Here is a 22,667-nt window from a genome sequence, read left to right as displayed (position 1 = left end):
GCGCAGACATGCTGACGTCCCTCATGCCGAGGGCTTCCAGGCGAGGAGGCGCAGGGCATTCAGCGTCACCAGCACCGTGGCGCCGGTGTCCGCGATGATGGCGGGCCACAGCCCGGTCACGCCCATCAGAGTCGTCACGAGGAAGACCGCCTTGAGCCCGACGGCGATGGCGACGTTCGCTTTCACGTTGGCCATGGTGGACCGCGACAGGCTGACGAGTTCGGAGACGCCGGTCACGCGATCCTTCAGGACCGCTGCATCCGCTGTTTCCAGGGCCACGTCAGTGCCGCCGCCCATGGCGACGCCCACCGAGGCTGCCGCCAGCGCCGGGGCGTCGTTGATGCCGTCACCCACCATGGCCACGGAGCCGGACGACCGGAGGGCTCCAATCTCGCGGAGCTTGTCGTCCGGCAGCAGCTCGGCCTTCACGTCCAGGCCCAGCCCCTTGGCGATGGCCGCCCCGGTCCGGGCGTTGTCGCCCGTCAGCATCACGGAGCGGATGCCGATCCGCGAAAGGGCGGCGATGCCCTCGGCCGCGTCGCCCCGAGGCTCGTCACGGAGCGCCAGGACGCCCGCGACGGTGCCGTCCGCCAGGATCACGACGGCCGTCTTGCCCTCGTTCTCCAAGCGGGTGACCGCCTCGGCCAGTCCGCCGAGTTGGGCGCCCGCCTCCGCGGCGTGGCGCGGGCTGCCGACGCTGACCTTGCGGCCGTCGACCGTGGCGGTGACCCCCTTCCCGGGCACAGCAGCCTGGTCGGAAACGGGCGGCGTCGCGACGCCCCGCGCTTCCGCCGCGGCCACGACGGCCTTGGCCAGGGGGTGCGAGGACCCCTGCTCGACCCCGGCCGCCAAGGTCAGCAGGTCGGACTCGGAGGTTCCCTGCGCGGGCAGGATGTCCGTCACCTTGGGATGACCCTCGGTCAGCGTGCCGGTCTTGTCGAAGGCCACGGTCTTCGCCGCGCCGATCTCCTCCAGGGCGGCACCTCCCTTGATAAGCAGGCCGCGCCGGGCACCGGCGGACAGGCCGGAGGCCATGGCGGCTGGCACCGAGATGACCAGGGCGCAGGGGCAGGCGATCAGGAGGACGGCCAGCCCGCGGTAGACGCTGGTCCACCAGTCCCAGCCCAGCAGGAAGGGCGGGACGAGGATGACCAATGCTGAGACGAGCATCGCGCCCGGCGTCCACCAGGTGGAGAAGCGCTCGATGAAGCGCTGCGTCGGTGCACGGGAGGCGGTGGCCTCCTCCACCATGCGGATGATGCGGGCGATGGTGTTGTCGGTAGCGGCTCGGGTCACGCGCACCCGCAGGGCGCCGTCGGCGTTGATGGAGCCCGCCACGACCGCCTCGCCGGGGCCGCGGGACACGGGGATGCTCTCCCCGGTGACGGGGCTCTCGTCGAGCGCGGACCGGCCTTCCTCAATGGTGCCATCGCAGGGCACGCGGTCGCCGGGGCGGACCAGGACGAGGTCGCCGACGGAGAGCTGGTCGGAAGGCACCTCCTCGGTGGAGCCGTCCGCCCGCAGGCGCCGCGCCGTCCGAGGCATGAGGTTGGCCAGGGCCTTGATGCCCGCCCGCGCCCGCCCGGCCGCCACATTCTCCAGCAGCTCACCCAGAGCGAACAGCAGGACGACCACGGCAGCCTCCTCGGCTGCCCCAATGACGGCGGCGCCCGCCGCAGCGGTCACCATCAGGGTCTCGATGGAGAAGGGTGTCCCGGCCCGGGCCAGGGCGAAGGCGCGGCGGCCGAACGGAACCAGGGCCACGAGGGTCGCGGCCAGGAAGAGCGGGTAAGTCAGCCGGGCGGGAAGAACCAGCGACAGGGCATAGGCGCCGAGGACCAAGGCGCCGAGCAGCCAGACCAGGCGTGCCTTGCCCGTGGCGTACCAGGGCTTCGTGGCATCGGCCGGATTCTCGTGGTCGGCATGTGAATGGCCGAAGGTATCGCCGTGGCCATGTTCGCCGTGATCGTGGTCCGCTTGGTCATGCCCGGCATGGTCACGCTCCTCCGCGGCATGGGCGTGACCGTCAGCAGGAGCCACGACATCGTTCGCCGGGAGCGACCGAGCCGTGTAGCCGAGACCTGCCAGCGACTGCTCGATGGTGGTGGCGTCGGACGCGCCTGGCTCCAGCCGGACCGTCAGACGCTCCGCGATGAGGTTCACCGAGACGTCCTTGACGCCTGGAAGGCGGGTGACCGCCTTCTCCACCTTCGCCACGCAGGAGGCGCAGTCCATGCCCTCCACGCGCCAGGACACGGACTGCCCCTGGCTGCCGTTCCGTGTGCCGTCCATCTAGCGACCTCCTGCTGACGGCTTCTGAGATGGGACCTCCAGTGGCTGGAGGTTCAAGAGAGAATTTGCGGGCCGCCCTGGGGAAACGCCCGCCAGGGTCACCCGTCAGTGGCGGTGCCCTGCTTCCGCGGCGCCCCAGTTGTCCGTCGTGGTGCCCCCGTGGGCGCCCGCCAGCTCGGCCTGGACTGTCGCGTGGGTGATGCCGAACCGCCCGGCCAGCATGGTGCCCAGGGCATCCTCCAGGCGGTCCTCCCGGGCCAGGGAGGGCTCGACCACCACGTGGGCCGATAGGGCCACCTTGCCGCTGGTCAGGGACCAGACGTGCAGATCGTGGATGTCTCGCACCCCCGGCGTGTCCCGCATCGCGGTCTCGACGGCATCCAGATCGATGCCGCGAGGCACGCTCTCCAGCAGCACGTCGATGGCCTCGGACAGGAGGGTCCAGGTGCGTGGAAGAACCCATAGGGCGATGCCGATGCCGAGCACCGGGTCCACCCAGGTCCAGCCGGTCGCCCAGATGACCGCCGCGCCGACGATGACAGCGATCGAACCCAGGAAGTCGCTCCAGACCTCCAGGTAGGCGCCCTTCACGTTGAGGCTGCTCTCGCTGCCGCCCGCGAGCAGGCGCATGGAGATCCAGTTCACCAGCAGGCCGAAGGCGGCGACGGCCAGCATGCCGACGGTGCCGACCTCGGCGGGCTCGCGGAAGCGCTGGTACGCCTCGTAGAGGATGTAGATCGCCACCAGGAACAGCAGGGAGGCGTTGAAGGCGGCCGCGAGGATCTCGAAGCGGTGGTAGCCCCAGGTCCGGCGCCTGTCCGCGGGACGGCGGCCGATGCGGATGGCGACGAGCGCCACGGCCAGGGCCAGCGCGTCGGTCAGCATGTGGGCCGCGTCGGACAGGAGCGCGAGACTGTTGAAGACGTAGGCGCCCGCGACCTCGGCCAGCAGGAAGGTGCCGGTCAGGGCGAGCGCCTTCGTCAGCGCGGCGGAGTTGGCGTTGCCCACCCCATGGTCGTGATCCTGTCCCATTCGCACCTCCACGTCGGCCCACCGCCTCGGGGCCGCCGCAAGGGTGGGTACAATCTCCAGTCACTGGAGCATCAAGGAAAAACTTGTCGCCGATGACGCGGAGGGCGTCGGCATGACCGGCGCGCCCCGCGCACTATGTCGGCAGGGCACGAGGGCGACCAGATCGGGAACCTAGTCGCCCATCCCGTGCGCCTGCTCCTGGCAGGACTGAGGGCCGCGTAGACGGGCGGCGGGGCGGGGCCGCCCTATGGCCCCGCCTGTCGTTCACGGCAGCGGCGGCGCGCTCTTGTCGCGGTGTCCGTGCTCGTCCAGGTCGCCGGGCTTGTGGCCCGGGTGGTCGTGGTGGGGACCGGGCGTCTCCGTGACGCTCCTGTCGCGGTGGCCCTCCGGGTCGAGATCGCCCGGCGTGTGCCCCGGATGGTCATGGTGCTGACCGGGAACCTCCTTCGTCGCCTGGTCGCGATGGCCGTGCTGGTCGAGGTCGCCCGGCTTGTGCCCGGGATGATCGTGGTGCGGGCCCGGCTGTTCCTGCGGCATCCTCGCGCTCCTTCCTGACTGGCCCCGAGCCCGCCGTCACCGCCTGGCATCCATGGCTTCCACAGTGCGACGCCTCGGTTCGCGGTAAACTCCGGATCCCGAGACGCCGTTCCCCGCTCGAATATTTAGTTTTGTAAATGCCCGCGGCGCCCGGCTCTCGCTGAGTCCAGCGCCTCGGCCGCTAATTCTGCTGCGAGGGATCCTGGATGCCTGGTACGCCAGCCTGCGGGCTCGGCGGACCTTCGCCGCTGTGGTCGGGGCCGTGCGGGGCAGCCGGGGAGGCCGCGGCTCCCGGCACGCCTGCCCCCTGGTCCGGGACCATGGCGGCCGGGTGGCCGGGATGCGGTGCGGTCGGGACCATGACCTGGGGCGGCCCGGAACCCTGCGTCACCGGGGACTGGGCCAGCGCGGGCAGCGCCACCAGTCCGAGGGCAAGGGCGAGGGCGTGGTTCCTCATTGGGGTGTCTCCTGCTGAGCGCGTGCGTCCAAGGGGCTGGATGAGGCCCGGTGGTGCGGCGGTCGTCCGGCCGCCGCGCCGGGATGCCTCACTGACCCTGGCCGCCGCCGCCGGTCGCGCCGCTCTGCTCGAGGAAGGTCTGCTTCGCCCCCTGCATGCCTGCGTAGGGGAGATCCTGCGGCCGCGGCCGGTAGTGGTCCTCGTGGGTGTGGGGCTGGACGTCGCTGCGCGACATGACCTGCGTCTGGAAGACTCGCTGCGGGTAGTATCCCTCGGCCGAGGCAGTCGTGGCGACGAACGGCGCGAACATAGCGGCCGCGAGAGCCAGGGTTCCCGTCGCCTTCATCTTCTTGCTGCGGAACATCTTCTCTTCTCCGTGTGGGTGCTGACGGCTTCTTTCCGCCCTGCCGAGAAGATAACGCCAGAGGCCCGATTTTTCAGCGGATCCTAATGTTTTTATTTGTGTATTTGAATTCTTGTCTTGATGATTACTTTTCTTTTCCGACGTGTTTCCGGCTTGTAAATCCCGAATGCCGGAGAACCCTGCGCCTTCCGGCCTACATCGGCGTCAACGTGGCGGCCCAGGGGCTTCCATCTCGGCGAGGCACCTGCCGAGGGCCGGTGCGGTCTGCGCCAGGCCCGTCGCCGGGATGGGCCAGGTTCCGCCGCCGGGCATGGTCAACTCGATGGAGGATGCCGCCGCGAGCCGGGCGACAAGGCGCACTCGTTCCCCGGCATCGGCCGCGAGAACGCCGCGCGCCATCAGGAAGCCATTTGGCAGCGACCGCACGAGGTCGGCCAGGGCGACCTCGCGGAGCCCGTCGATGCTTAGCGCCAGCTCGCTCCTGGGGCTCAGGGCATTCGTTCCAGCCCCCTCCAGGAACAGGAAGAGGATGGCCTCGGCGCCCCGCATCTGGAGGGAGAGGCTGCGCCCCAGCCCGCCGGTGGCGTCCGTCCACATGGTGGTCCATCCGCACCAGGCATCGCCGCGCTCCCCGAGGTAGAGGGACACGCTCCAGGCGCCCGCGCGCCGGGTCCATGCGGTGTCGGCTGCCGCCTTCCCACCGGGCGCCAGCAGCGCGGGCACGCACGACAGGAGGACCGCCGCGATGCGCCACCTGCTCGACCTTTCTCCGCTCATGTGGCGTCGATCCCCCTTGTGGCCCCCTGGCTCGGATGCGGGACCAACATCGCTGGTGTGGGTGGAAGACGAGCCCACCTGTGTCGCCCTCAGGCCCGACCGTCCGGTACGGACGGCCGGGCCATCGAACGCCGGACTACCGGCGGGTCGGCAGGGTCAGCTCGGTGACGCGCCACGGCCGGGCCGAATACACCGCTCCCGCCCTGCTCGTGCCAGCCTGCGCCAGGATCGCCCCGGTTTCCTTGTCGATCGTGTAGGTCGAGTGCAACACGAAGGAGGTGTCCAGCATGCTCCTCAACGTGCCCTCCACGGCCCACGCCGGGCGCTCCTCGCTCTCCGTCTGGAAGACCGTCTCGCCGACGACGCGGAAGCTCTCCTCGAAGGGGACGGGCTGCATGTCGGGCCGGAAGGCTTGGTTGACGAGCTGGTACCGCGCCGTGGACGAGCGTCCCGGTGCGAGCGGGAACAGGGACGCCAGCGCCTGGCGGCGGATGCCCTCGTTCATGGGGTGCGTGGTCAGGAGGCCGCCGAGTGCCCGGGCGGTTCCCTGCTGCGTGCGGACCAGGCAGACGGCCGGATCGTTCGGATCGGCGCCCGCGTAGCGGACGCGAACGCCGTCGTCGCGCACCGCAACGGTCCCGGCTGGCGGGCAGACGACGCCGCTCAGCGCCGTGGTGGTGGGCGGCGTCGAGGCCACCTGCCCGGCGGAGCAGGCCGCGAGCGTCAGGGTAGCGCCGACAAGCGCGACGGGTGTCATGAACTTCGGCATTGGAAGTCTCCTCGGGGCGATACTGCGCCGCCGATTGTGCAAGGCCGAAATGCACTGACAACGAGCATTGTCCCGCTGCGCCCGCGTGGAAACAACACGATGAAACCCGGAAACAGCCAGCAACGACCCGGAAAACTTATTGCTTGGTTTTCGCCTTCTGGCCGGGCGTCGGGACGTCCACGGGAAGGCGGATGGTGGCGACGGTTCCCCTGCCCGGCTCGCTCGTGATCTCGAGGCGCCCGCCGTGCGATTCGGCGATGGCCCGGGCGGTGGCGAGGCCGAGGCCGCTGCCGCCCCCGCTGGTCCGGGCGCGATCGCCCCGGAAGAAAGGCTCGGTCACGCGGGGCAGGTCCTCGGCAGGAATCCCGGGACCGCGGTCGCCGACCCGTATCACGGCCTCATCCTCCGTGGCCTCCACTTCCACCCATGGCCGCTCGCCGTGCCGGAAGGCGTTGGCGACGAGGTTCGTGACCGCCCGCTTCAGCGCGACCCGGCGCACGGTCGCTATGGCCCGCCTGTTCATCCCGCGATCCTCGACGGCCTGCCCGGCATCGGCGAACTCGTCGGTGATGCTGTGGACCAGGGCGGCGATCGCGAGGGGGCGGGCGATCTCGCCGCCATCCCCGCCGCGCAGGTAGGCCAGGACGTCCGAGACCATCGTCTCCATCTCGGCCAGGTCACGGCGGAGCGGGTCGCTCACCTCGGGCCGGAGGTCGTCCACCCTGAGGCGCATTCGCGTGATGGGCGACATGAGGTCGTGGGACAGTGCGCCCAGGGCGAGCGTGCGCTGCCGAAAGGCGTCGCGTGTCCTCCTGGCCATCCCGTTGAGCGCGTCGGCGAGCTGCCGCACTTCCCGCGGTCCAGTCGTCTCCACGGCTTCTACCTCCCCCGCGGGATCCATCCGGGAGACGGCACCTGCCAGGGCCGACACGGGCGAGGCCACGGCCCGGGCTGCCAGCCCGACGGCGACGAGCAGCGCCAGCCCGAAGGCGCCCGCGTAGAGGTACAGCGCCTTCAGCTCCGCCGAGAGCAGGTCGAAGGTCCGCATCTCAATGTCGACCCACGAGCCGTCGCCGAGCCGGGCGGATGCCGCGATGCCGATGAGGTGCCCGTTGGCCGGATCCACGCGTCCCGCATCGACCCGGAAGTTCCCGGCGACCGCGACCAGGGCCTGGGTGCGCTCGGAGATCCGCCGGGCGGCGGCGTTCAGCGTGCCGCCCGCGACGGGGGTCTGCTCGGCCAGGGGATTGATTTCGAGGCCCGGCCGGGACATCGCCCGCGCGATGCTGTCCTGGGCGCCGGGCGGGGCGGCCGCGAGGGCGTCGAGGAGCGTCGCGAGCCGCTGGGACAGGAGTTCCTCCGTGCTCCAGTCGACGGCGTGGCGGAGGAGGTAGTCGTGAACGACCACCATGGCGCCGAACAGCACCGCGAAGCCGATGAGGAGGGCCGCGACCGTGCGGGTCGCGAGCGTCTCGGGCAGGATCCTCCTCAGCCGGTCCATTCGACGGGGCTCGTGAACATGTACCCGGCGTTCCTCACCGTCTTGATGAGGGACGGGCGCGCCTCGGCACCGGGAAGGGAGTCTAGCTTGGACCTCAGGCGGCTGACCTGGACGTCCATGGAGCGGCCGAGGCCACCGTAGGGGCGGTTGCGGGCGAGGTCGAGGAGCTGGTCCCGGGTGAGGATTCGCTGCGGCCGCTCCACGAAGACCAGCAGGACGTCGTACTCGCCCCCCGTCAGGTCGACGCCCACCCCGTCGGGCTGGAACAGCTCACGTCGCCTCGTGTCGAGCGACCAGCCCGCGAAGTGCGCGATCTCGCGCCTCGGCGTCCCGGCATGTCCTTCCTTGCCGTCGGTCCGCCGTAACAGCGCCCGTATCCGGGCCACCAGCTCGCGCGGCTCGGGCGGCTTCACAATGAAATCGTCGGCCCCGAGCTCCAGCCCGGTCACGCGGTCCGAGGTCTCCCCGAGGGCGGTCAGCATGATGATGGGCATGTCGCCCTGTGCCCGCAGCTCGCGGCAGAGCTCGAAACCGGACCGGCCCGGCAGCATCACGTCCAACAGGATCAGGTCCACGGGCGCGGAGACGAGCAGCCGCTCCATGTCGACGCCGTCCCGCGCCCCGCTGGCGCGGAAGCCGCTGCGGCGGAGGTGCGACAGCAGGAGCTTCCGCATCTCCTCGTCGTCCTCGACCACGAGGACGTGGCGCCCCTCGCCGTACAGGGGCGGCTCGGTCTGGGTCGGCGTGCCGCACGGCGGCTCGCTCCCCGCACTGCCCGGGTTTCTCTCGTTCATCCTGCGCCTCCGGCCACCCGCGGTGCGGCGTGGACGTTCATGTCCCGCCGGGGCCCGTCCAGGGCCCCGGGGTCCTTCGATTGCATCGCCATGAGATGATCCTCAGGCCTTCGCCGCCGCGCGGAGCTGCACGGCGGCAGGCGCCCGCCCGGTCGGGCGGGCGATCACACGGGCCGCCGCCTCAGAACCGCGCCTGGCCGCTGCGACCGGCGGGGTTCTTGATCTGCAGCGTGACAGAGGTTCCGCGGGCGACCGGGCTCGCGGCGGCCCCGGTCATCGTGTTCTCCGCGCCGGGTGCCAGCTGGACGACCTGGCGCGACTGCCCCGAGCCGACCAGGGCCGAGGCCGTGTAGCCCGCCGCGGGGACGGGCTTTCCGGCCTCGTCGTAGAGGTGGACGGTCAGTGTCCGCTCGGACGTCAGCAGCTCGGCGTGGACGCCCACCACGTCCTGCATCTTGCCGCCGTGCGGGCCCTGGTCGCCGTGGCTGTGACCCTGCTGGGCCAGGGCGCCCGTGGAGAGTGCGGCGGCCGCGATGGCCGCGAGGATGGTCCTGCGCATGTCATAGATCCTTGGTGACTGGGGTTGGTCGAACCCGGTGGCCGCCGTTCCCGGCGGCCACCGGCACGCTCACTCGGCCGGGGCGTGGCCCGCCCGGGCGGGCGCCTCCTCGGTCGCGGGCGCCTGCACGCGGCCGAACATCACGTACAGGGCGGGCAGCACCAGCAGGGTGAGCAGCGTCGCGGTGATCAGGCCGCCGATGACGACGGTCGCCAGCGGCTTCTGGACCTCCGCCCCGGGGCCGGTCGCGATGGCCATGGGCACGAAGCCCAGCGACGCGACGAGGGCGGTCATGGCCACGGGCCGCAGCCGGGTCATGGCGCCCTGGTAGACCGCGTCCCGCAGGGACAGGTGGCCCCGCAGGATGAGGTCCTTGATGGAGGTCGCCATCACCAGCCCGTTCAGCACCGCCACGCCGGACAGCGCGATGAACCCGACGGCCGCTGGGACCGAGAACGGCATGTCCCGCAGCCACAGGGCGAGCAGGCCGCCCGAGAGCGCCAGCGGCACGCCGCTGAACACCACCAGCGCGTCACGCACGGAGCCCAGGGCCGCGTAGAGGAGCACCAGGATCAGCAGGAAGCAGGCGGGCACCACGATGGTCAGCCGCTCGCGCGCCTTGGCCAGGTTCTCGAACTGCCCGCCCCAGGTGACGGTGTAGCCGGGCGGCAGCTGCACCTCGCGCTCCACCCGCGCCTGGGCCTCGGCCACGATGGAGCCGATGTCCCGGCCTCGGGCGTTCGCCTGGACGACCACCCGGCGCCGCCCCTGCTCGCGGCTGATCTGGTTCGGCCCCTCGACGACGCGGAGAGTCGCCAACTGCTGCAGGGGCACCGAGGCGGCCGGGCGCCCGGCCACGGGCGGCAGCGGCACCGGCAGGCTGCGGAGCGTCTCGAAGTTGCCCCGCAGGTTCTCCGGCAGCCGCACCACGATGGCGAAGCGGCGGTCCCCCTCATAGACCATTCCCGCCTCGCGTCCGCCGACCGCGGTGGCCACCACGGCCTGGACGTCGGCGACGCTCAGCCCACGGCGTGCCACCTCCGCCCGGTTCACCGTGATCTCCAGGAAGGGCAGGCCCGTCGCCTGCTCCACCTTCACGTCCTCGGCGCCGTCGATGCCGTTCAGGATGTTCGAGATCTGCCCGGCCACCTGGAGCATCGGGCCGTACTCGTCGCCGAACACCTTCACGGCAAGGTCGCCGCGCACGCCCGCCAGCAGCTCGTTGAAGCGCATCTGGATGGGCTGGCTGAACTCCATCGCGTTGCCGGGGATGCCCGCGACCGACGCCTCGATGCGCCGGACCAGCTCAGCCTTCGGCAAGGACGGATCGGGCCACTCCGAGCGGGGCTTGAGGATGATGAAGGTGTCGGAGGCGTTCGGCGGCATCGGGTCGGAGGCGACCTCCGCCGTACCCGTCTTCGAGTAGATGACCTGCACCTCGGGCAGGCGGGAGATGCGGCGTTCCAGCACCGACTGCATGGCTTGGGACTGCTGCAGGGAGGTGCTGGGGATGCGGAGCGCCTGCATGGCGAGGTTGCCCTCGTCCAGCGTCGGGATGAACTCCTGCCCGAGCCGGGAGAACAGGCCGAGGCAGGCGACGAAGAGGAGGGCGCCCGCCGCGACGACGGGGAACGGGGCGCGCAGCGCGCCGCCTAGGAGCGGGGCATAGGCGTGCTTGAGGCCGCGGACGATGGCCACGTCCTTCTCCTGCACCCGGCCGCTGATCCAGATGGCGATGAGGGCCGGGACCAGGGTCAGGGAGAGGATGAAGGCGCAGACCAGGGCGATGATGACGGTCAACGCCATCGGGATGAACATCTTGCCCTCGACCCCCGTGAAGGTCAGGAGCGGCGCGTAGACGAGGATGATGATGGCCTGCCCGTAGAGCGAGGGCCGGATCATCTCCTTGGCGCTGTCCGCCACGGTCTGGAGGCGCTCCGCGACGGTCAGCAGGCGTCCCTTCTCGTGCTGGCGCTCGGCGAGGTGGCGCAGGCTGTTCTCGGTGATGATGACGGCGCCGTCGACGATCAGGCCGAAGTCGAGCGCGCCGAGCGACATCAGGTTGGCCGAGATGCCGCCCCGGACCATGCCGAAGGCAGTCAGCAGCATCGTCACCGGGATGACCAGGGCGGTGATGATGGCCGCCCGGATGTTCCCGAGCATCAGGAACAGGATGACAATGACCAGCAGCGCGCCCTCGCCGAGGTTCTTGGCGACGGTGTGGATGGTGGCATCCACCAGGAGACCGCGATCCAGCACCGTGACCGCCTCGACGCCCCGCGGCAGGGTCCGCCGGAGATCGTCCACCTTGGCGTGGACGGCCTCCGCGACAATTCGGGAGTTCTCGCCGAGGAGCATGAGGGCGGTGCCGACCACCATCTCCTGCCCGTTGCCGCTGGCGCTGCCCGTCCGCGGCGCCTGGCCGATGGTCACCCGCCCGACGTCACGCAGCAGGATGGGCACGCCCTCGCGGGTGGCGACGACCACCTGCTCGAGTTCGGCCACGCTCGTGACCCGGCCGCCGGAGCGGACGACGAGTCCTTCGCCGCCCCGCTCCACGTAGCCCGCGCCGGTCGAGACGTTGTTCCGCTCGATGGCCGTCGAGAGGTCGGAGAAGCTCAGTCCCAGGGCGATCAAGCGGGCCGGGTCGGGCTGGACCACGTACTGCTTCGTGTAGCCGCCGATGGCGTCCACGCCCGCGACACCCCGCACGTTCCGGACCTGTGGCCGGATGATCCAGTCCTGGACCGTTCGGAGGTAGGTGGCCCGGTCCGCCTCCGTGGCCAGGCGCTCGCGCTCAGGGGTCAGGTAGCTGCCGTCGGCCTGCCATCCCGGCTGGCCGTCCGGCACGACATCGCCCTGTTTCCTGGGCGCGAAGTTCACCGTCCACATGGTGACTTCGCCGAGGCCGGTGGAGACAGGGCCTAGACGCGGCTCTACCCCCTCCGGCATGGCCTCCCGTGCCTCGATCAGCCTCTCCAGCACCTGCTGGCGGGCGAAGTAGATGTCGGTACTCTCGGTGAAGACCGCCGTGACTTGGCTGAAGCCGTTACGGGAGATGGAGCGCGTGCTCTCCAGCCCGGGGATGCCCGCCAGCGCCGTCTCGATCGGGAAGGTGACCTGCTTCTCGATCTCGTAGGGCGAGAGCGAGGGCGCGAGGGTGTTGATCTGAGCCTGGTTGTTGGTGATGTCGGGCGTGGCGTCGATGGGCAGCCGCGTGACCGACCATGCGCCGATGCAGGCCGCGATGAGGGCCAGCAGCACCACCGTCCAGCGGTTGCGGACGGAGAAGTCGAGGATGGGTCCAATCATGTCCGGGCGGCTTTCAGTGCGCGTGCCCGGCTTCGGACTTGCTCAGCTCGGCCCGGAGCGAGAAGGCGTTGGCCACCGCGATCTCCGTCCCCTGGTCCAGCCCGAAGATGACCTCGTAGCCGTTCGCGTCTTCGCGCCCGGTCTCCACCTCCCTCAGCTCGAAGCCCTCCTCGTTCCTCACGAAGACGACCTTCTTGCCCTCGACCTCCTGCACGGCGTCGCGCGGAACCAGCGCGTCCACCTGCTGCTCGGCCGTGGAGAGGTGGGCGGTGACGAAGCCGCCCGCCCTCCACACGCCCTCGGGATTTGCGATCTCGGCGACCGCTCGGGCCGAGCGGGTCTCGGGATCCAGGACCGGGCTGAGGAAGACGATCTTGCCCTCGGTGCGTGCCTCGCCCTCCCCGGTGACGAGCACCGTCTGGCCCTGGCGCGCCATGGGCAGGTCCCGCGGCGGGATGGTCAGCTCGACCCAGAGGACCGAGAGGTCGGCAACCGCGAACACCTCGGCGTCCGCGGCCACGGAGGCGCCCAGCACCGCGTTGCGGGCGGTGACCCGCCCGGCCATGGGCGCCCGCAGCTCCAGGCGGCGGAGCGTGGCAGCGGGCTGGCGTGCCAAGGCGGCGACCTCGGCGTCCGACAGGCCGAGTGCGGCCAACCGGGCGCGGCCGAGGTCCACCTTGATGCGGGCTTCCTCCGCCGCGGTCCGGGCCTGGAGGAACTCCTGCTCGGCGGAGATCTTCTGGCGCCAGAGGCGGGTCTCGCGGGCCAGCGTCGTCTCGGCCAGGGCCGCCGCGCGCGTGGCGGCCATGAACTCGCCCTTGGCGTCCGCAACCTCGCGGCTCTCCAGCACGGCCAGGATGTCGCCGCGCGCGACCTCTTCACCCAGGGTCTTGCGGACCTCGGCCACGATTCCGCCGAGGCGGGCCGTCACCCGTGCCTGCCGGTCCTGGCTCGCGGCGAGGACGCCCGGGACCGCCGCACGGGTCACCAGGACACCGCCCTGGACGGCCGCGACCCGGATGCCCGCGGCCTCGACCTGCTCGGCCGTCATTTTGATGCGGCCTTCCTCGCCGTGTTCCTCGCCCTCGGCGTGGCCGTGGCCGTCCCCCTTTGGCGCAGCGGCGGGAGCGGCGGCGCGGGCTGCTCCGGTGGCGGTGGACTGCATCCCGAGGAGGCTTCGGGCGGTCTCGGGGATGGACGGGTAGGCGACAGACAGGGCCAGGCCGCCGATGGCGGCGCCTGCCAGCAAGGTCATGCGGAGCATCAGCGGGCACTCCCGTTCGGGGCGTTCACGGGCTGGGGGGAGACGGCGGGCAGGTCGCCGCGCAGGCGCTGCACCTGGGCACGGAGGGCATGGAAGGCCTGGATGGCCTCCACGAGCTGGGCGCGGGTGTCGGAGAGCGCCCGCTGGGCGTCGAGGACCTCCAGGAAGCTGAAGCGCCCCTCGCCGTAGCCGAGGGTGGCGAACCGGGCCGCCTGCTCGGCGGAGGGCAGTGCCGTTCGCCGAAGGGTGTCGGCCGACCGCCAGGCCAGGGCCAGGCGTTGCTCGGCCGCGACGAGGGTGGCGACGAGAACGCTGCGCCCCCGATCGGCCTCGGCCTCGGCGCGGGTCACCTCGGCCTGGGCACGGGCGATGCCGCCCTGGTTCCGATCGTAGAAGGGCAGCGGGATGGAGGCGCCCGCGACGAAGGCCGTCTCGTTGCTGTCGCCGAAGCGGCGCACGTCCCCGGAGATGGTCACGTCAGGCACGGCGGTCGCGCGCTGGAGGGTCAGGTTCGCCCGCTGCTGGGCGATCGCCGCCTCCAGCCGGGCCAGCTCGGGACTACCCGAGAGACGAGCCAGCGGGTCCGTTGGAACCGGGCGGCCGGGATTGGGACCGATCTCGTCGAACCAAGCCTGGCGAGGGGCGAGTTCGACCCGGGGCACCCCGATGAGCACGGCAAGGTCGGCTAGGGAGATGTCGACCTCGCGCTGGGCACGCTCGGCGGCGATGTCGGCCGTGGCCCGGACCACCTCGGCCCGCTCGGCCTGGAGCAACGGATCCCGGCCTGCCTCGACCCGGGCGCGAGCGGCCCGGAGCGTCTCGGCTGCCAGGCGGGCGCGCTCTCGCTCGACGCCGACGAGCCGCCGGGCGGCCTCTGCGGTGGCCAGGGCCGTCACCACCTCCCGGGCGATCTCCAGCCGGACGCCGGTGAAGTCGAGCGCGGCGACCTCGCCGCTGCGGGCAGCAAGATCGATCCGGGCGGAGCGCTTGCCGCCGAGCTCGATGCGCTGGGCGAGGCCGACCGTGCTCTCCAGGGTCCGGAAGGCCCGGTTCTCCTGGCGGCCACCGAAGCCGCCGAAGTTTTCGAAGCTGCCCCTCAGTTCCGGGTTGGGCCGGAGCCGTGCCTGGAGGGCGTCGGCCTGCACGGCCTGGCGGGCCGCCCCGGCGCCGCGGAGAGCGGGGGAGACGGTGAGTGCGGCCTCGACCGCCTGCTGGGGCGATAGGATGGTGAGGGGCGCAACAGGCGGACGGGCGTCCTGTCCGAAGGCCAGGGCCGGGACGACGGCGAGAACCGCCGCGAGCCGGGCAACGCTGAGCATCATTGTCGCCCCGCACCGCCGGGCCAGGGCACCCACCGTGGCGCCACTGAAGTCCGCGGGATGGGAGGCGGCCACCGAGATTCCAGCCGCGGCCCAGGAGCGGTTTGCTCCCCGTGTCTCCAGGGACACGTGCCGCCTCTGTCCTTCGTCTCGCGCGCCATCCACCAGGTGATCTCCCGTCGATGGCTCGGCAGATAGGGCCTCTAGCGACTGGAGGTTCAAGGGCCATTCTGCGTTGGAAGACGCCGTCGGAGTGGAAGCATGGCTGAACGGGCGCCTGCGGGGCCCAAGGCCAGGGAGCCTTCGGGGAAGCCCAGGTGCCGCCGGGACGATGCAGGCGGTGGGTGAGGCGACGGGTGGCCGGGTGCCCTGGGCGAGGGCGGCCTCAGGGATGACGGCATGGAGCGCCGTTAGCCGGGCAGTGCTGAATGACATGGAGGTACCTGGAATGACGGACCGCGAACGGGCCGGGCACCGCCGCCCTCAGGGATGGGCGGGCCGGACCAGCAGGAAGGCGTGTTCCGTCAGGCGCGAGGTGGTCTTGGCGGCAGTTCGGTCACGCCGGAGGGCAGCAGCCGGTCCGGCACCGGGACCGGCTTGAACTCAGGATGGACGACCGCAGGCGCCCCGGCCGCAAGGATCGGCGGGAGCGGGGTTACCTTGCCGCAGAGGTGGTGGGCTGAGTGACACGGCAGGGAGTCCGGCTGCAGGGGTTCGTCACCAGAGCCAGCGTCCATGAGAACCAACTCGACCAGCGCGGGCGGACTCGTGACCGTAGGGGCACCAGCATCCGCCGAGACCGCCAGAGACAGGAGCATGAGCGCGCACATCATCACCGAGAGCACTCGGCGAAGGATCCTGGCGGCCAGCGATGTCGGCAGGGCGAGCATGCTGCCCAAGTCTAACGCAGCTGTAATCCGGTGTCATCGGGAGACGGGGGGACATCTTGTCCCACCCCCCTGTCGGCCTTGCAGGGCAGGCCAGGGAGCCAGCAGGGAGGTACGGTGTCACCGAGGCCCCATATCCTCCAGGATGGCCCTGACCGAGGAGATACCATGGCGAGGCTGACGATCGGCGAGCTGTCGCGGCTGACCGGCGTGAAGGCGACCACGATCCGCTGGTACGAGGCCGAGGGCTGGCTGCCTCCTCCCGCCCGAACCGAGGGCGGGCACCGCTCCTACGGGGATGCCCACCTCCGGCGGCTCGGCTTTATCCGCCATGCCCGGGAACTCGGCTTCTCCATGGAGCACATCCGCTCCCTCCTCGACCTCGCCGACCGGCCCGGGACGGACTGCTCGGCGGCACACGCCATCGCCATGGCCCACATCGCCGAGGTGGACGCCCGGATGAAGCGCCTCGAGGCGCTGCGATCGGAATTGCAGCGGATGGCCAGCCAGTGCGTGGGCGGCCACGTGGAGGAGTGCCGTATCATCGAGACACTGGCGGACTTTGGGCATGGGCACTGTACTGTCCCCATACATGGGGAGCCGGCGTCACGTCTGGGCTGAGCGATATATCGTTACGATGTCGTGGTAGTATCGATGGATCGAGGACGGCAGGCCGGCGAAGCCGGCCGGGCGAGTGGAGCGCAACACCTGATCTTTTCAGGTTCGGCCAAATTACGAGTCTGTATTATCGTCCTTCACAGTGCCGCCCCGCCATCCTGGCGGCCAAGGCATCGCAGCGTGCGCTTCCGCGACGCGGCGCAGCGCCGCCGCCTCCTCGTCAGATAGGGGCCGTATGCCACGGGGATAGCGCACCCACTCCCCCCTATCGCACCCCATCTGGTCAGAAAACTCGCGTAGCTCGGGCGACAGCGGCGCATGGACCGCTGCCAACCCCTCTAACCATCCGCCGAAGTCGTCGCGGATCTCGTGCCGCCCGTTGGCCATCTGGCGCACCGCCGCTTGCCCCACGTTCAGTCGGCGTGCGAGGCCGCGCTTGGTCCAGCCGATCGTTTCCAGGCACTCGGCGAAGCGGGATGGGGACATAGCCATACGGACGGTAATGACCCAACGACGGCACCGGCCGCAACGTAGAAGGCCGCCCGGAGGCGGCCAGCGGCGAAGCACAGAGCGGGGCAGCGAGGGCGGGCCGAAGCCTGCCCGCACCACCTTAACGCGGTCACGACGAGGCCCCAGCGGCGCCCGGTGTAGCACGATAGGGCGGGATCGCCGCGGCGGCGCGCACGGCCGCGCGTTCGGTCAGCATGGCCAGCAACAGCGCCTCGCTCTCACCGTCGATCAGGTTGCAGATGATGGCGCGGCCGGCGGCATCCTCGACCACGGCAAGGAGGTAGGCGGGATCTTCTGAACTGGTGCCGAGCGCCAGGCCGTTGCCGGCATCGTCATTGAGTACGAGCGAAATGCCCAGGATAGGCAGAGCGTGGAAATCCATAGTGCGGAGCTTTCGACGGGGTGGCACGCAAGGGCGGAAGGAAGGGCGGGGATCGCTCCCCGCCCCCACTGGTTAGGCGGCGCTCTTGAGGGCCGCCATGCGCTCGCCCAGCATCCACAGCGCCCGGTTGAGCTTCACGTCCTGGTCGATTCCCGTAACCTCGCGCGAGGTGATGCGGCGCGGGCGGTTGTTACCGTCCCTGCCCCAAGCCTGGAGGCCGCCGCGAATGGTGTTTTCCTGCACCCGGTTAAAGGTGCTCCACAGGTCCGCGCCTGTGTCCGCCGCCCGGCGGGCGGTGAGGAACTGTTCCGCCTGAATTGGGGAGGCGACGTTGCCCTCCTCGTCTCCGAAGCGGATCACGCGGGCGGCTTCCGCAAGGATGTTCTGTTCCTCGCAATTAAGGGCGACGCTGGCCCAGGCATCAGCGGCCTCAATGGCCTGGCGCGAGGCGCCGAGGACCTCGTAACTGCCCTCGATCACTTGGCGCACTACGTCGCCCTTGTGCGGCACCTTTACCGAGCGTTCCGGCCCGGCCGACACCACCATCCCATTGAGGCAGGCGAGGCGGAACACGCCTGCGGTGACGTGGTAGGCGCTGGTCCCATCGTGGGAGTTGATGAGCACGACTTCCGGAAAGGTCATGCCGACGCGACGCGGCTGGCTTGCCTGACCCTCGTGGCGGAAGCGGATCAGGTGCTTGGTGTGGCCGCTGCGGTCGGCGTCGCGCGGGCGGGTCTGCCGCGCCAGCACCGGCACAAAGCCTTCGCGTCGCAGACCCGCGATTACGTCCGCAGTCGGGATATAGGCGTAGCGCGCGGAGCGGGAGGAATGGGCCTCTGTCGCGAAGGCAGACGGGGCGAGCTGCATTAGCTCCCCGTCTGACAGTGGGTTAGCGCCCATCGCGGCGCGGGTGGAACCGAAGGAACGAGAAGAACGGAAGAACGTCATGCGGAGCGCCTTGCTCTAACCGCCGAAGCGAAGCGCCTCGGCTGAGAGGAACATTACCCCGACCCAATCCACCGGTCAACGTTTTTAAATTAAAAAATTCATTTATATGGTAACGGGTCCGTGACCTTGTCTGTTGCGGCGGCGTAGGGTTCTACGCCGCCGGTGTGCTCTCGTTCTTGGTGGCAATGCTGGCCGCGATCATGCCTGCGATGATGGCTTGCGGCGTGACATTGCGGCCCGTCTCCATCGAACGACGGGCGCTTTCCTCTGTGAGGGCGAGCAGGTGCGCGCGCGGAATACGGAGCGTCAGTTGCGCCATGTCACCGCCGGCCGGGCGGCCAGGGCGGCGCTTGACCGGGGTGCCAGTGGCCTTGGCGTCGGGGCTAGAGCTGTCTGACATACTGGGATCCTGGAGAACATTCATGGTGGTTTATAAATTAAAGAACTAAACAACCACGATGCCCTCGGATGGGGAAGGCCCTACTGAGGTGTCCAGCGCCAAGTGTACAGACGTAATACGCTTTACGCATGGCGACGTACGTTGTAGTCAAGCCGTATTGACGCTTGCTAACTTGACGCACGGCGTCATGCGGTTGGAGCCACCATGTCGATCATCACTGTTGCCAGCTCAAAGGGTGGGCCAGGCAAGACAACGCTGTCCCAGATCATCGCGGGCACCCTCGCGGCGCGGGGGGTGAGCGTTGCCGTGCTCGATGCCGACCCGACTGCCGGCCTGTCCCGATGGGCATCCAGGCTCTACGAGGGAGCCGCCTTTGTCTGCCACCACGAACCGGACGAGGCGAAGCTGGCCCATTTGATCCATCGGATGGCCCAGGAGGCTGAGGTGGTAGTGGTGGACACAGCTGGCTTCGGCAACCGTGCCGCGACCGTTGCCATGACGGCGGCAGACGGGGTGCTGATCCCCATGGTGCCGGGGGAGGGCGACGTGACCGAGGCCGCCCGCACCGTTGAGCTGGTGGCCGGCGTTGCATCGGCAGCCCGCCGCGAGATACCTGCCCGTGTTGTTCTCAACCGCGTGCGGTCCTCGACGGCACTCTCCAAACACGCTGCGGCCGAGGCAGCGACCCTGCCAAAACTAGCCGCCTCCCTGTCTGACCTAGTGGCCTATGGGGAAATGGGCTTCTCAGGGCGGATGCCAGCTGGGAAGGCGGGAGCAGAGGCGGCAGCCCTGGTCGACGAGCTGCGGGAGCTGGGGTGGCTGCCGGGCAATCCCTCAGCGGCTGGAAAGAAAAAGACGCCGAGCGCCAAGTTACATGGCGTAAAGGCGCAAGACGTAAAGACGAAAGCCGTAAAGACACAGGAGCCGCACCGTTGAAGGGCCTCAAGAGCACCAGGCCAGCGCCGCCCATTTCCCCTGACGAGATGCTACGGGCAGCCGGCGAGGCCGCACCGCAGCAGCCGCCGGCCATTGCCCAACGCCAGGGCGACGACAAGCCGGCTGTCCTGTCTGTCCGGATGACGGAAGGTACCTTGGAAGCCCTGGCCCGCTTCGCAATCGAAAAGGGCACGACGCAGCGGCGCGTGATCGCGGAAGCCCTGGCCAAGCATGGCGTGCAGGTATCCAGCCATGACTTAGAGGAACGGCCCCAGCCCAGGCGCCGTGGGCGGGGTTAGAACCGCAAAGCCGTCTTGCGTAAAGCAGTAATACGCAAGACAGCTTGGCGCTTGTCAGTCATAGTCATTCCACATGCGGGAAATGCGCGCGCGCAGCCCAAGGCAGAGCATCCCAACAGCCCCACCACCCCAAATCATGCCAAGCGGCTCCCAGAGCGGTTGCCCCGCGTCGAGTGCGGAGCGGATGCCGAGGAGGCCCGCGAAGGCGCATACGATGCCCAGGAAGCCCATCACGGCCAGCAAGACCCTCGCTGGTCCCCGCACCAGGTAGAGCAGCGGGGCGAGCAGCAGCCAGGCAGCGGCGCGGAGTGCAGAGCCCACCCCGCGGATCGCCCGTGGGAAAGGCGCCGCCACTACGAGCGTGGCCCCGCCGGCGCCGCCGGCGGTGGCGCCTCATCCAGCCACAGCGGCACGGCGCAGGCCCGCCGGCCAGCGGCATCGGCCCAAACCGCCCGCCCTTCGCAGCGCGACAGGAGGCCTACAAGGTCATTGCGGCGGATGGCGTCGGCCCACGCCCGAGCCGAGGCCGAGCCGTCCGACAGCGCGGCGCGGATAATGCCCGTGGCCTCGCGCACTTCCGCCGCCTCCGTCGATCTTCCCCACAGATAGCCGCCGCCCAGCGCGCCCAGCAGCAGCACCGCCGCCCCGGCGCCCGACAGCACGGCCAAACGCCGGGACTGCGCGCCGGCCTGGCGCACGAAGTCGGCCCGGCATGCCTTCACGAGCTGGCGCGTCATCTCGGCCTGCGCTGAAGCGTCCAGCGGCTGCCGGCTAGACTCTGCGTGGTCCAGCACTTCGCCCATGGCGCCGAGGCTGGCCCCGAAGGCCTCGAGAACCGGGCCGAGCGGGTCGCCCTCCAGTTGCGCCTTCGAGGCCGCGAGGCGCAGATCGGCCCGCGCGCGGCCGATCGCTGCGCGCGGGTCCGAGGGCGCCGCCGCAGTCGTCGTGCTCACGGAATCCAGGACCGGATCGGCACTAGCCCGTCCTATTCACCGGGTTGGAGCGTAGGGCGTCCTGGCAGGCTGACTTGAGCGTTCGGCACGCGGCTGCATCCGCTTGCGGCGGGGTGGTTGGGCCTGACGGGCGGCGTTGGAAGTTGCTGGGCGAGAGGATTGGTGGGGCACTAGCCCCGTTGCTTATGGTCCGGCCGGATGGAAGCTGCGGGCGAGGCCGCGGAACAGCACGGCATGCGGGCAGGCGGCGGCGAAGGCGAGGCGGACCCGGCTGGCGGTTTCGATGACCCGGCCCGCCACTTTGAGCAGGCGTAGCCTGAGGGTGGCGAACTCGGCAGCCGCCAACTCATGCGTCGTGGGAATGCGGTCGCGCAGGGTCAGCAGCAGCCAGTAGGCGGCGGTGTGCAGGACCAGACGGACCTGATTGGCCAGCGGTGAGCGGCAAGACGTGCGATCGGAGGCGAGTTGGGCCTTGTGCAGCTTCACCAGATTTTCCGCCTGTCCCCGCGCGCAGTATAGGGCGTCATAGACCCACTCGGCGCTGCCGCGGGTGAAGCTGGTGACCACGAAGCGAATATCGAGGCCCTGGGTGCTGGCCTCGATGCGGGCAACCACCCGACGCTGCTTGCCCCAGGATTTGGCGCCATAGTGGGTCTCGGCATAGCGGCGCAGCACCGGGGCATTCTCCTCGGCACGGCGGACCCGCACGTCGTCGGCCGCGTCCTCGACGGCGGCCCGCAGCACGGCATTGGTTGGCAGGCCAAAGACGTAGTCGATGCCCTCCGCCTCGCAGAAGGCCATCACCTCCGGGCGGCCGTAGTGCCCATCGCCGCGCAGGGTGATGTGGGTGCTCGGCCAGTGGCGCCGGATTTGCCGGACTAGACGGCGGAGATGGCCCCGGATCTCCGCGCCGGAGGGGGTCTTGCCCGGCCGCAGCAGCACCATAACCGGGCGGGAGGTCGCGGTGTCGTAGACATGGATGGGCAGAAAGCAGCGTTCGTCGTAGTGGGCGTTGAACAGCGACAACTGTTGGCGCCCGTGGACCACGTCCACCGTGTCGTCGATGTCCAACGTCACCGCCGCGGGCGGCTTCGGGTAGCTGGCGCAGTAGAGGTCCACCATGGCCCGCATCAGGCGCACCACCTCGCGCAGGGAGGGCGCATTCTCCCAGCGCGACATGGTCGGCTGCGAGCACAGGTCCCGCCCGCTGTCGGGCAGGCGACCGCAGGCCAGCTTGAAGCCGGGATCCCGGCGCAGGTGGTCGAGGTCGTCGGCATCCTCATAGCCGCAGGCGATCGCCAGGATCCGCGCTCGCAGGATGTCGGCCAATGGGTGGACCACCCGCGCCGGGTCGCGCGGGTCGAAGATCAGCGCCGCCAGCCGATCGCAAATGCCAAGCTGTCGCTCGGCCGCGGCCAGCAGCATTACCCCGCCATCCGAGGTCAGCCGCCCGCCGTCGAAGGCGGCGACCACCTTCTTGCGGCCGATCGCTGGAAAGCCGAAGGGCTCGGTCGTATCGTCATCCATGGCGGGTGTGGCGCGGCCTGATGCTGCTGCGGATTGGTCTCGACACCCAAGTCCGTAAACGCAATCAGCAGCTTACGCCACGCCCGCCAGCCGCACCGTAGGCCCGTGATGAATAAGAGCGGCTAGGGACGCGGCTGTTGAGTTTCGCTGAGAACTGACCCGGGGTTTTCATCGAGAACTGACCCGTGCGGGGATATGTCCCGCGGGCTGTGGCCGCGGGTCAAGCAGGT

22 protein-coding genes are annotated in these 22,667 nt (G+C 70.1%); 3 read left to right on the top strand and 19 right to left on the bottom strand.

What is annotated here, in order from left to right:
- Nucleotides 1-21 precede the first annotated feature (21 nt).
- The 13 genes from FHS87_RS19645 to FHS87_RS19585 all read right to left on the bottom strand — a co-directional run bounded on the left by FHS87_RS19645 (nt 22) and on the right by FHS87_RS19585 (nt 14,980).
- Nucleotides 22-2,292: a heavy metal translocating P-type ATPase gene (locus FHS87_RS19645; protein ID WP_246418549.1), complete on the bottom strand. Its 2,271-nt coding sequence runs from the start codon at nt 2,290-2,292 to the stop codon at nt 22-24.
- A gap of 105 nt (nt 2,293-2,397) precedes the next feature.
- Complete coding sequence (locus tag FHS87_RS19640; protein WP_075822301.1) at nt 2,398-3,324, bottom strand: cation diffusion facilitator family transporter; 927 nt, start codon at nt 3,322-3,324, stop codon at nt 2,398-2,400.
- A 264-nt stretch (nt 3,325-3,588) separates the two neighbouring features.
- Entirely contained in the window at nt 3,589-3,861 is a 273-nt protein-coding gene (locus tag FHS87_RS19635; protein WP_171979073.1) for a hypothetical protein, read from the bottom strand.
- 181 nt (nt 3,862-4,042) lie between these two features.
- A complete protein-coding gene (locus FHS87_RS19630; RefSeq protein WP_075822299.1) occupies nt 4,043-4,318 on the bottom strand; it encodes a hypothetical protein in 276 nt (91 codons plus the stop codon).
- 88 nt (nt 4,319-4,406) lie between these two features.
- A complete protein-coding gene (locus FHS87_RS19625; protein WP_075822298.1) occupies nt 4,407-4,682 on the bottom strand; it encodes a hypothetical protein in 276 nt (91 codons plus the stop codon).
- 204 nt (nt 4,683-4,886) lie between these two features.
- Complete coding sequence (locus tag FHS87_RS19620) at nt 4,887-5,459, bottom strand: hypothetical protein (RefSeq protein ID WP_075822297.1); 573 nt, start codon at nt 5,457-5,459, stop codon at nt 4,887-4,889.
- A gap of 136 nt (nt 5,460-5,595) precedes the next feature.
- Nucleotides 5,596-6,228 carry a hypothetical protein gene (locus FHS87_RS19615; RefSeq protein ID WP_184521080.1) on the bottom strand — a complete coding sequence of 211 codons (633 nt, stop codon included), beginning with the start codon at nt 6,226-6,228 and terminating at the stop codon, nt 5,596-5,598.
- A gap of 136 nt (nt 6,229-6,364) precedes the next feature.
- On the bottom strand, nt 6,365-7,729 hold the full coding sequence (locus FHS87_RS19610) for a sensor histidine kinase (RefSeq protein ID WP_184521079.1): 1,365 nt from the start codon (nt 7,727-7,729) through the stop codon (nt 6,365-6,367).
- A complete protein-coding gene (locus tag FHS87_RS19605; protein WP_184521078.1) occupies nt 7,717-8,523 on the bottom strand; it encodes a response regulator transcription factor in 807 nt (268 codons plus the stop codon). The genes FHS87_RS19610 and FHS87_RS19605 overlap by 13 nt, the downstream gene beginning before the upstream one ends.
- A 181-nt stretch (nt 8,524-8,704) precedes the next feature.
- Complete coding sequence (locus tag FHS87_RS19600) at nt 8,705-9,082, bottom strand: hypothetical protein (protein WP_184521077.1); 378 nt, start codon at nt 9,080-9,082, stop codon at nt 8,705-8,707.
- Nucleotides 9,083-9,151: 69 nt separating this feature from the next.
- Complete coding sequence (locus tag FHS87_RS19595; RefSeq protein WP_075823236.1) at nt 9,152-12,394, bottom strand: efflux RND transporter permease subunit; 3,243 nt, start codon at nt 12,392-12,394, stop codon at nt 9,152-9,154.
- Nucleotides 12,395-12,407: 13 nt separating this feature from the next.
- Complete coding sequence (locus tag FHS87_RS19590) at nt 12,408-13,658, bottom strand: efflux RND transporter periplasmic adaptor subunit (RefSeq protein ID WP_184521076.1); 1,251 nt, start codon at nt 13,656-13,658, stop codon at nt 12,408-12,410.
- The gene (locus FHS87_RS19585) at nt 13,658-14,980 is read right to left on the bottom strand and encodes a TolC family protein (RefSeq protein ID WP_184521075.1); all 1,323 of its coding nucleotides are present in this window, start codon (nt 14,978-14,980) and stop codon (nt 13,658-13,660) included. The genes FHS87_RS19590 and FHS87_RS19585 overlap by 1 nt, the downstream gene beginning before the upstream one ends.
- Nucleotides 14,981-16,032: 1,052 nt before the next feature.
- Here FHS87_RS19585 and FHS87_RS19580 point away from each other — a divergent pair.
- The gene (locus FHS87_RS19580) at nt 16,033-16,485 is read left to right on the top strand and encodes a MerR family transcriptional regulator (RefSeq protein ID WP_075822877.1); all 453 of its coding nucleotides are present in this window, start codon (nt 16,033-16,035) and stop codon (nt 16,483-16,485) included.
- Between the two features lie 616 nt (nt 16,486-17,101).
- Here the strand turns inward: FHS87_RS19580 and FHS87_RS19575 are convergent.
- From FHS87_RS19575 to FHS87_RS19565, 3 genes are all read right to left on the bottom strand, one after another.
- Nucleotides 17,102-17,374 carry a hypothetical protein gene (locus FHS87_RS19575; protein WP_075822878.1) on the bottom strand — a complete coding sequence of 91 codons (273 nt, stop codon included), beginning with the start codon at nt 17,372-17,374 and terminating at the stop codon, nt 17,102-17,104.
- A gap of 72 nt (nt 17,375-17,446) precedes the next feature.
- Nucleotides 17,447-18,322, bottom strand: a complete 876-nt coding sequence (locus FHS87_RS19570; protein ID WP_075822879.1) for a DUF932 domain-containing protein — start codon at nt 18,320-18,322, stop codon at nt 17,447-17,449.
- Between the two features lie 151 nt (nt 18,323-18,473).
- Nucleotides 18,474-18,722, bottom strand: a complete 249-nt coding sequence (locus tag FHS87_RS19565; RefSeq protein ID WP_126281748.1) for a hypothetical protein — start codon at nt 18,720-18,722, stop codon at nt 18,474-18,476.
- A gap of 204 nt (nt 18,723-18,926) precedes the next feature.
- On the opposite strand from FHS87_RS19565, the gene FHS87_RS19560 reads away from it, so the two are divergent.
- Both FHS87_RS19560 and FHS87_RS19555 read left to right on the top strand, forming a co-directional pair.
- A complete protein-coding gene (locus FHS87_RS19560; protein WP_075822880.1) occupies nt 18,927-19,658 on the top strand; it encodes a ParA family protein in 732 nt (243 codons plus the stop codon).
- Nucleotides 19,655-19,957 carry a hypothetical protein gene (locus FHS87_RS19555; protein ID WP_075822881.1) on the top strand — a complete coding sequence of 101 codons (303 nt, stop codon included), beginning with the start codon at nt 19,655-19,657 and terminating at the stop codon, nt 19,955-19,957. Before FHS87_RS19560 ends, FHS87_RS19555 begins: the two co-directional genes overlap by 4 nt.
- A gap of 54 nt (nt 19,958-20,011) precedes the next feature.
- On the opposite strand, the gene FHS87_RS19550 is transcribed toward FHS87_RS19555, so the two are convergent.
- The 3 genes from FHS87_RS19550 to FHS87_RS19540 all read right to left on the bottom strand — a co-directional run bounded on the left by FHS87_RS19550 (nt 20,012) and on the right by FHS87_RS19540 (nt 22,437).
- Complete coding sequence (locus FHS87_RS19550; RefSeq protein WP_139323398.1) at nt 20,012-20,278, bottom strand: hypothetical protein; 267 nt, start codon at nt 20,276-20,278, stop codon at nt 20,012-20,014.
- A gap of 32 nt (nt 20,279-20,310) precedes the next feature.
- Nucleotides 20,311-20,910, bottom strand: coding sequence for a hypothetical protein (locus FHS87_RS19545; protein WP_075822883.1), 600 nt, complete (start codon nt 20,908-20,910; stop codon nt 20,311-20,313).
- Nucleotides 20,911-21,093: 183 nt separating this feature from the next.
- On the bottom strand, nt 21,094-22,437 hold the full coding sequence (locus tag FHS87_RS19540) for an IS1380 family transposase (RefSeq protein WP_184521074.1): 1,344 nt from the start codon (nt 22,435-22,437) through the stop codon (nt 21,094-21,096).
- Nucleotides 22,438-22,667: the final 230 nt, after the last annotated feature.

This window comes from Muricoccus pecuniae, from assembly GCF_014199205.1.
Lineage (GTDB): Bacteria > Pseudomonadota > Alphaproteobacteria > Acetobacterales > Acetobacteraceae > Roseomonas > Roseomonas pecuniae.
Note: the sequence above shows the minus strand (reverse complement) of the source record. Positions and strands in the feature narration are given on the sequence as shown.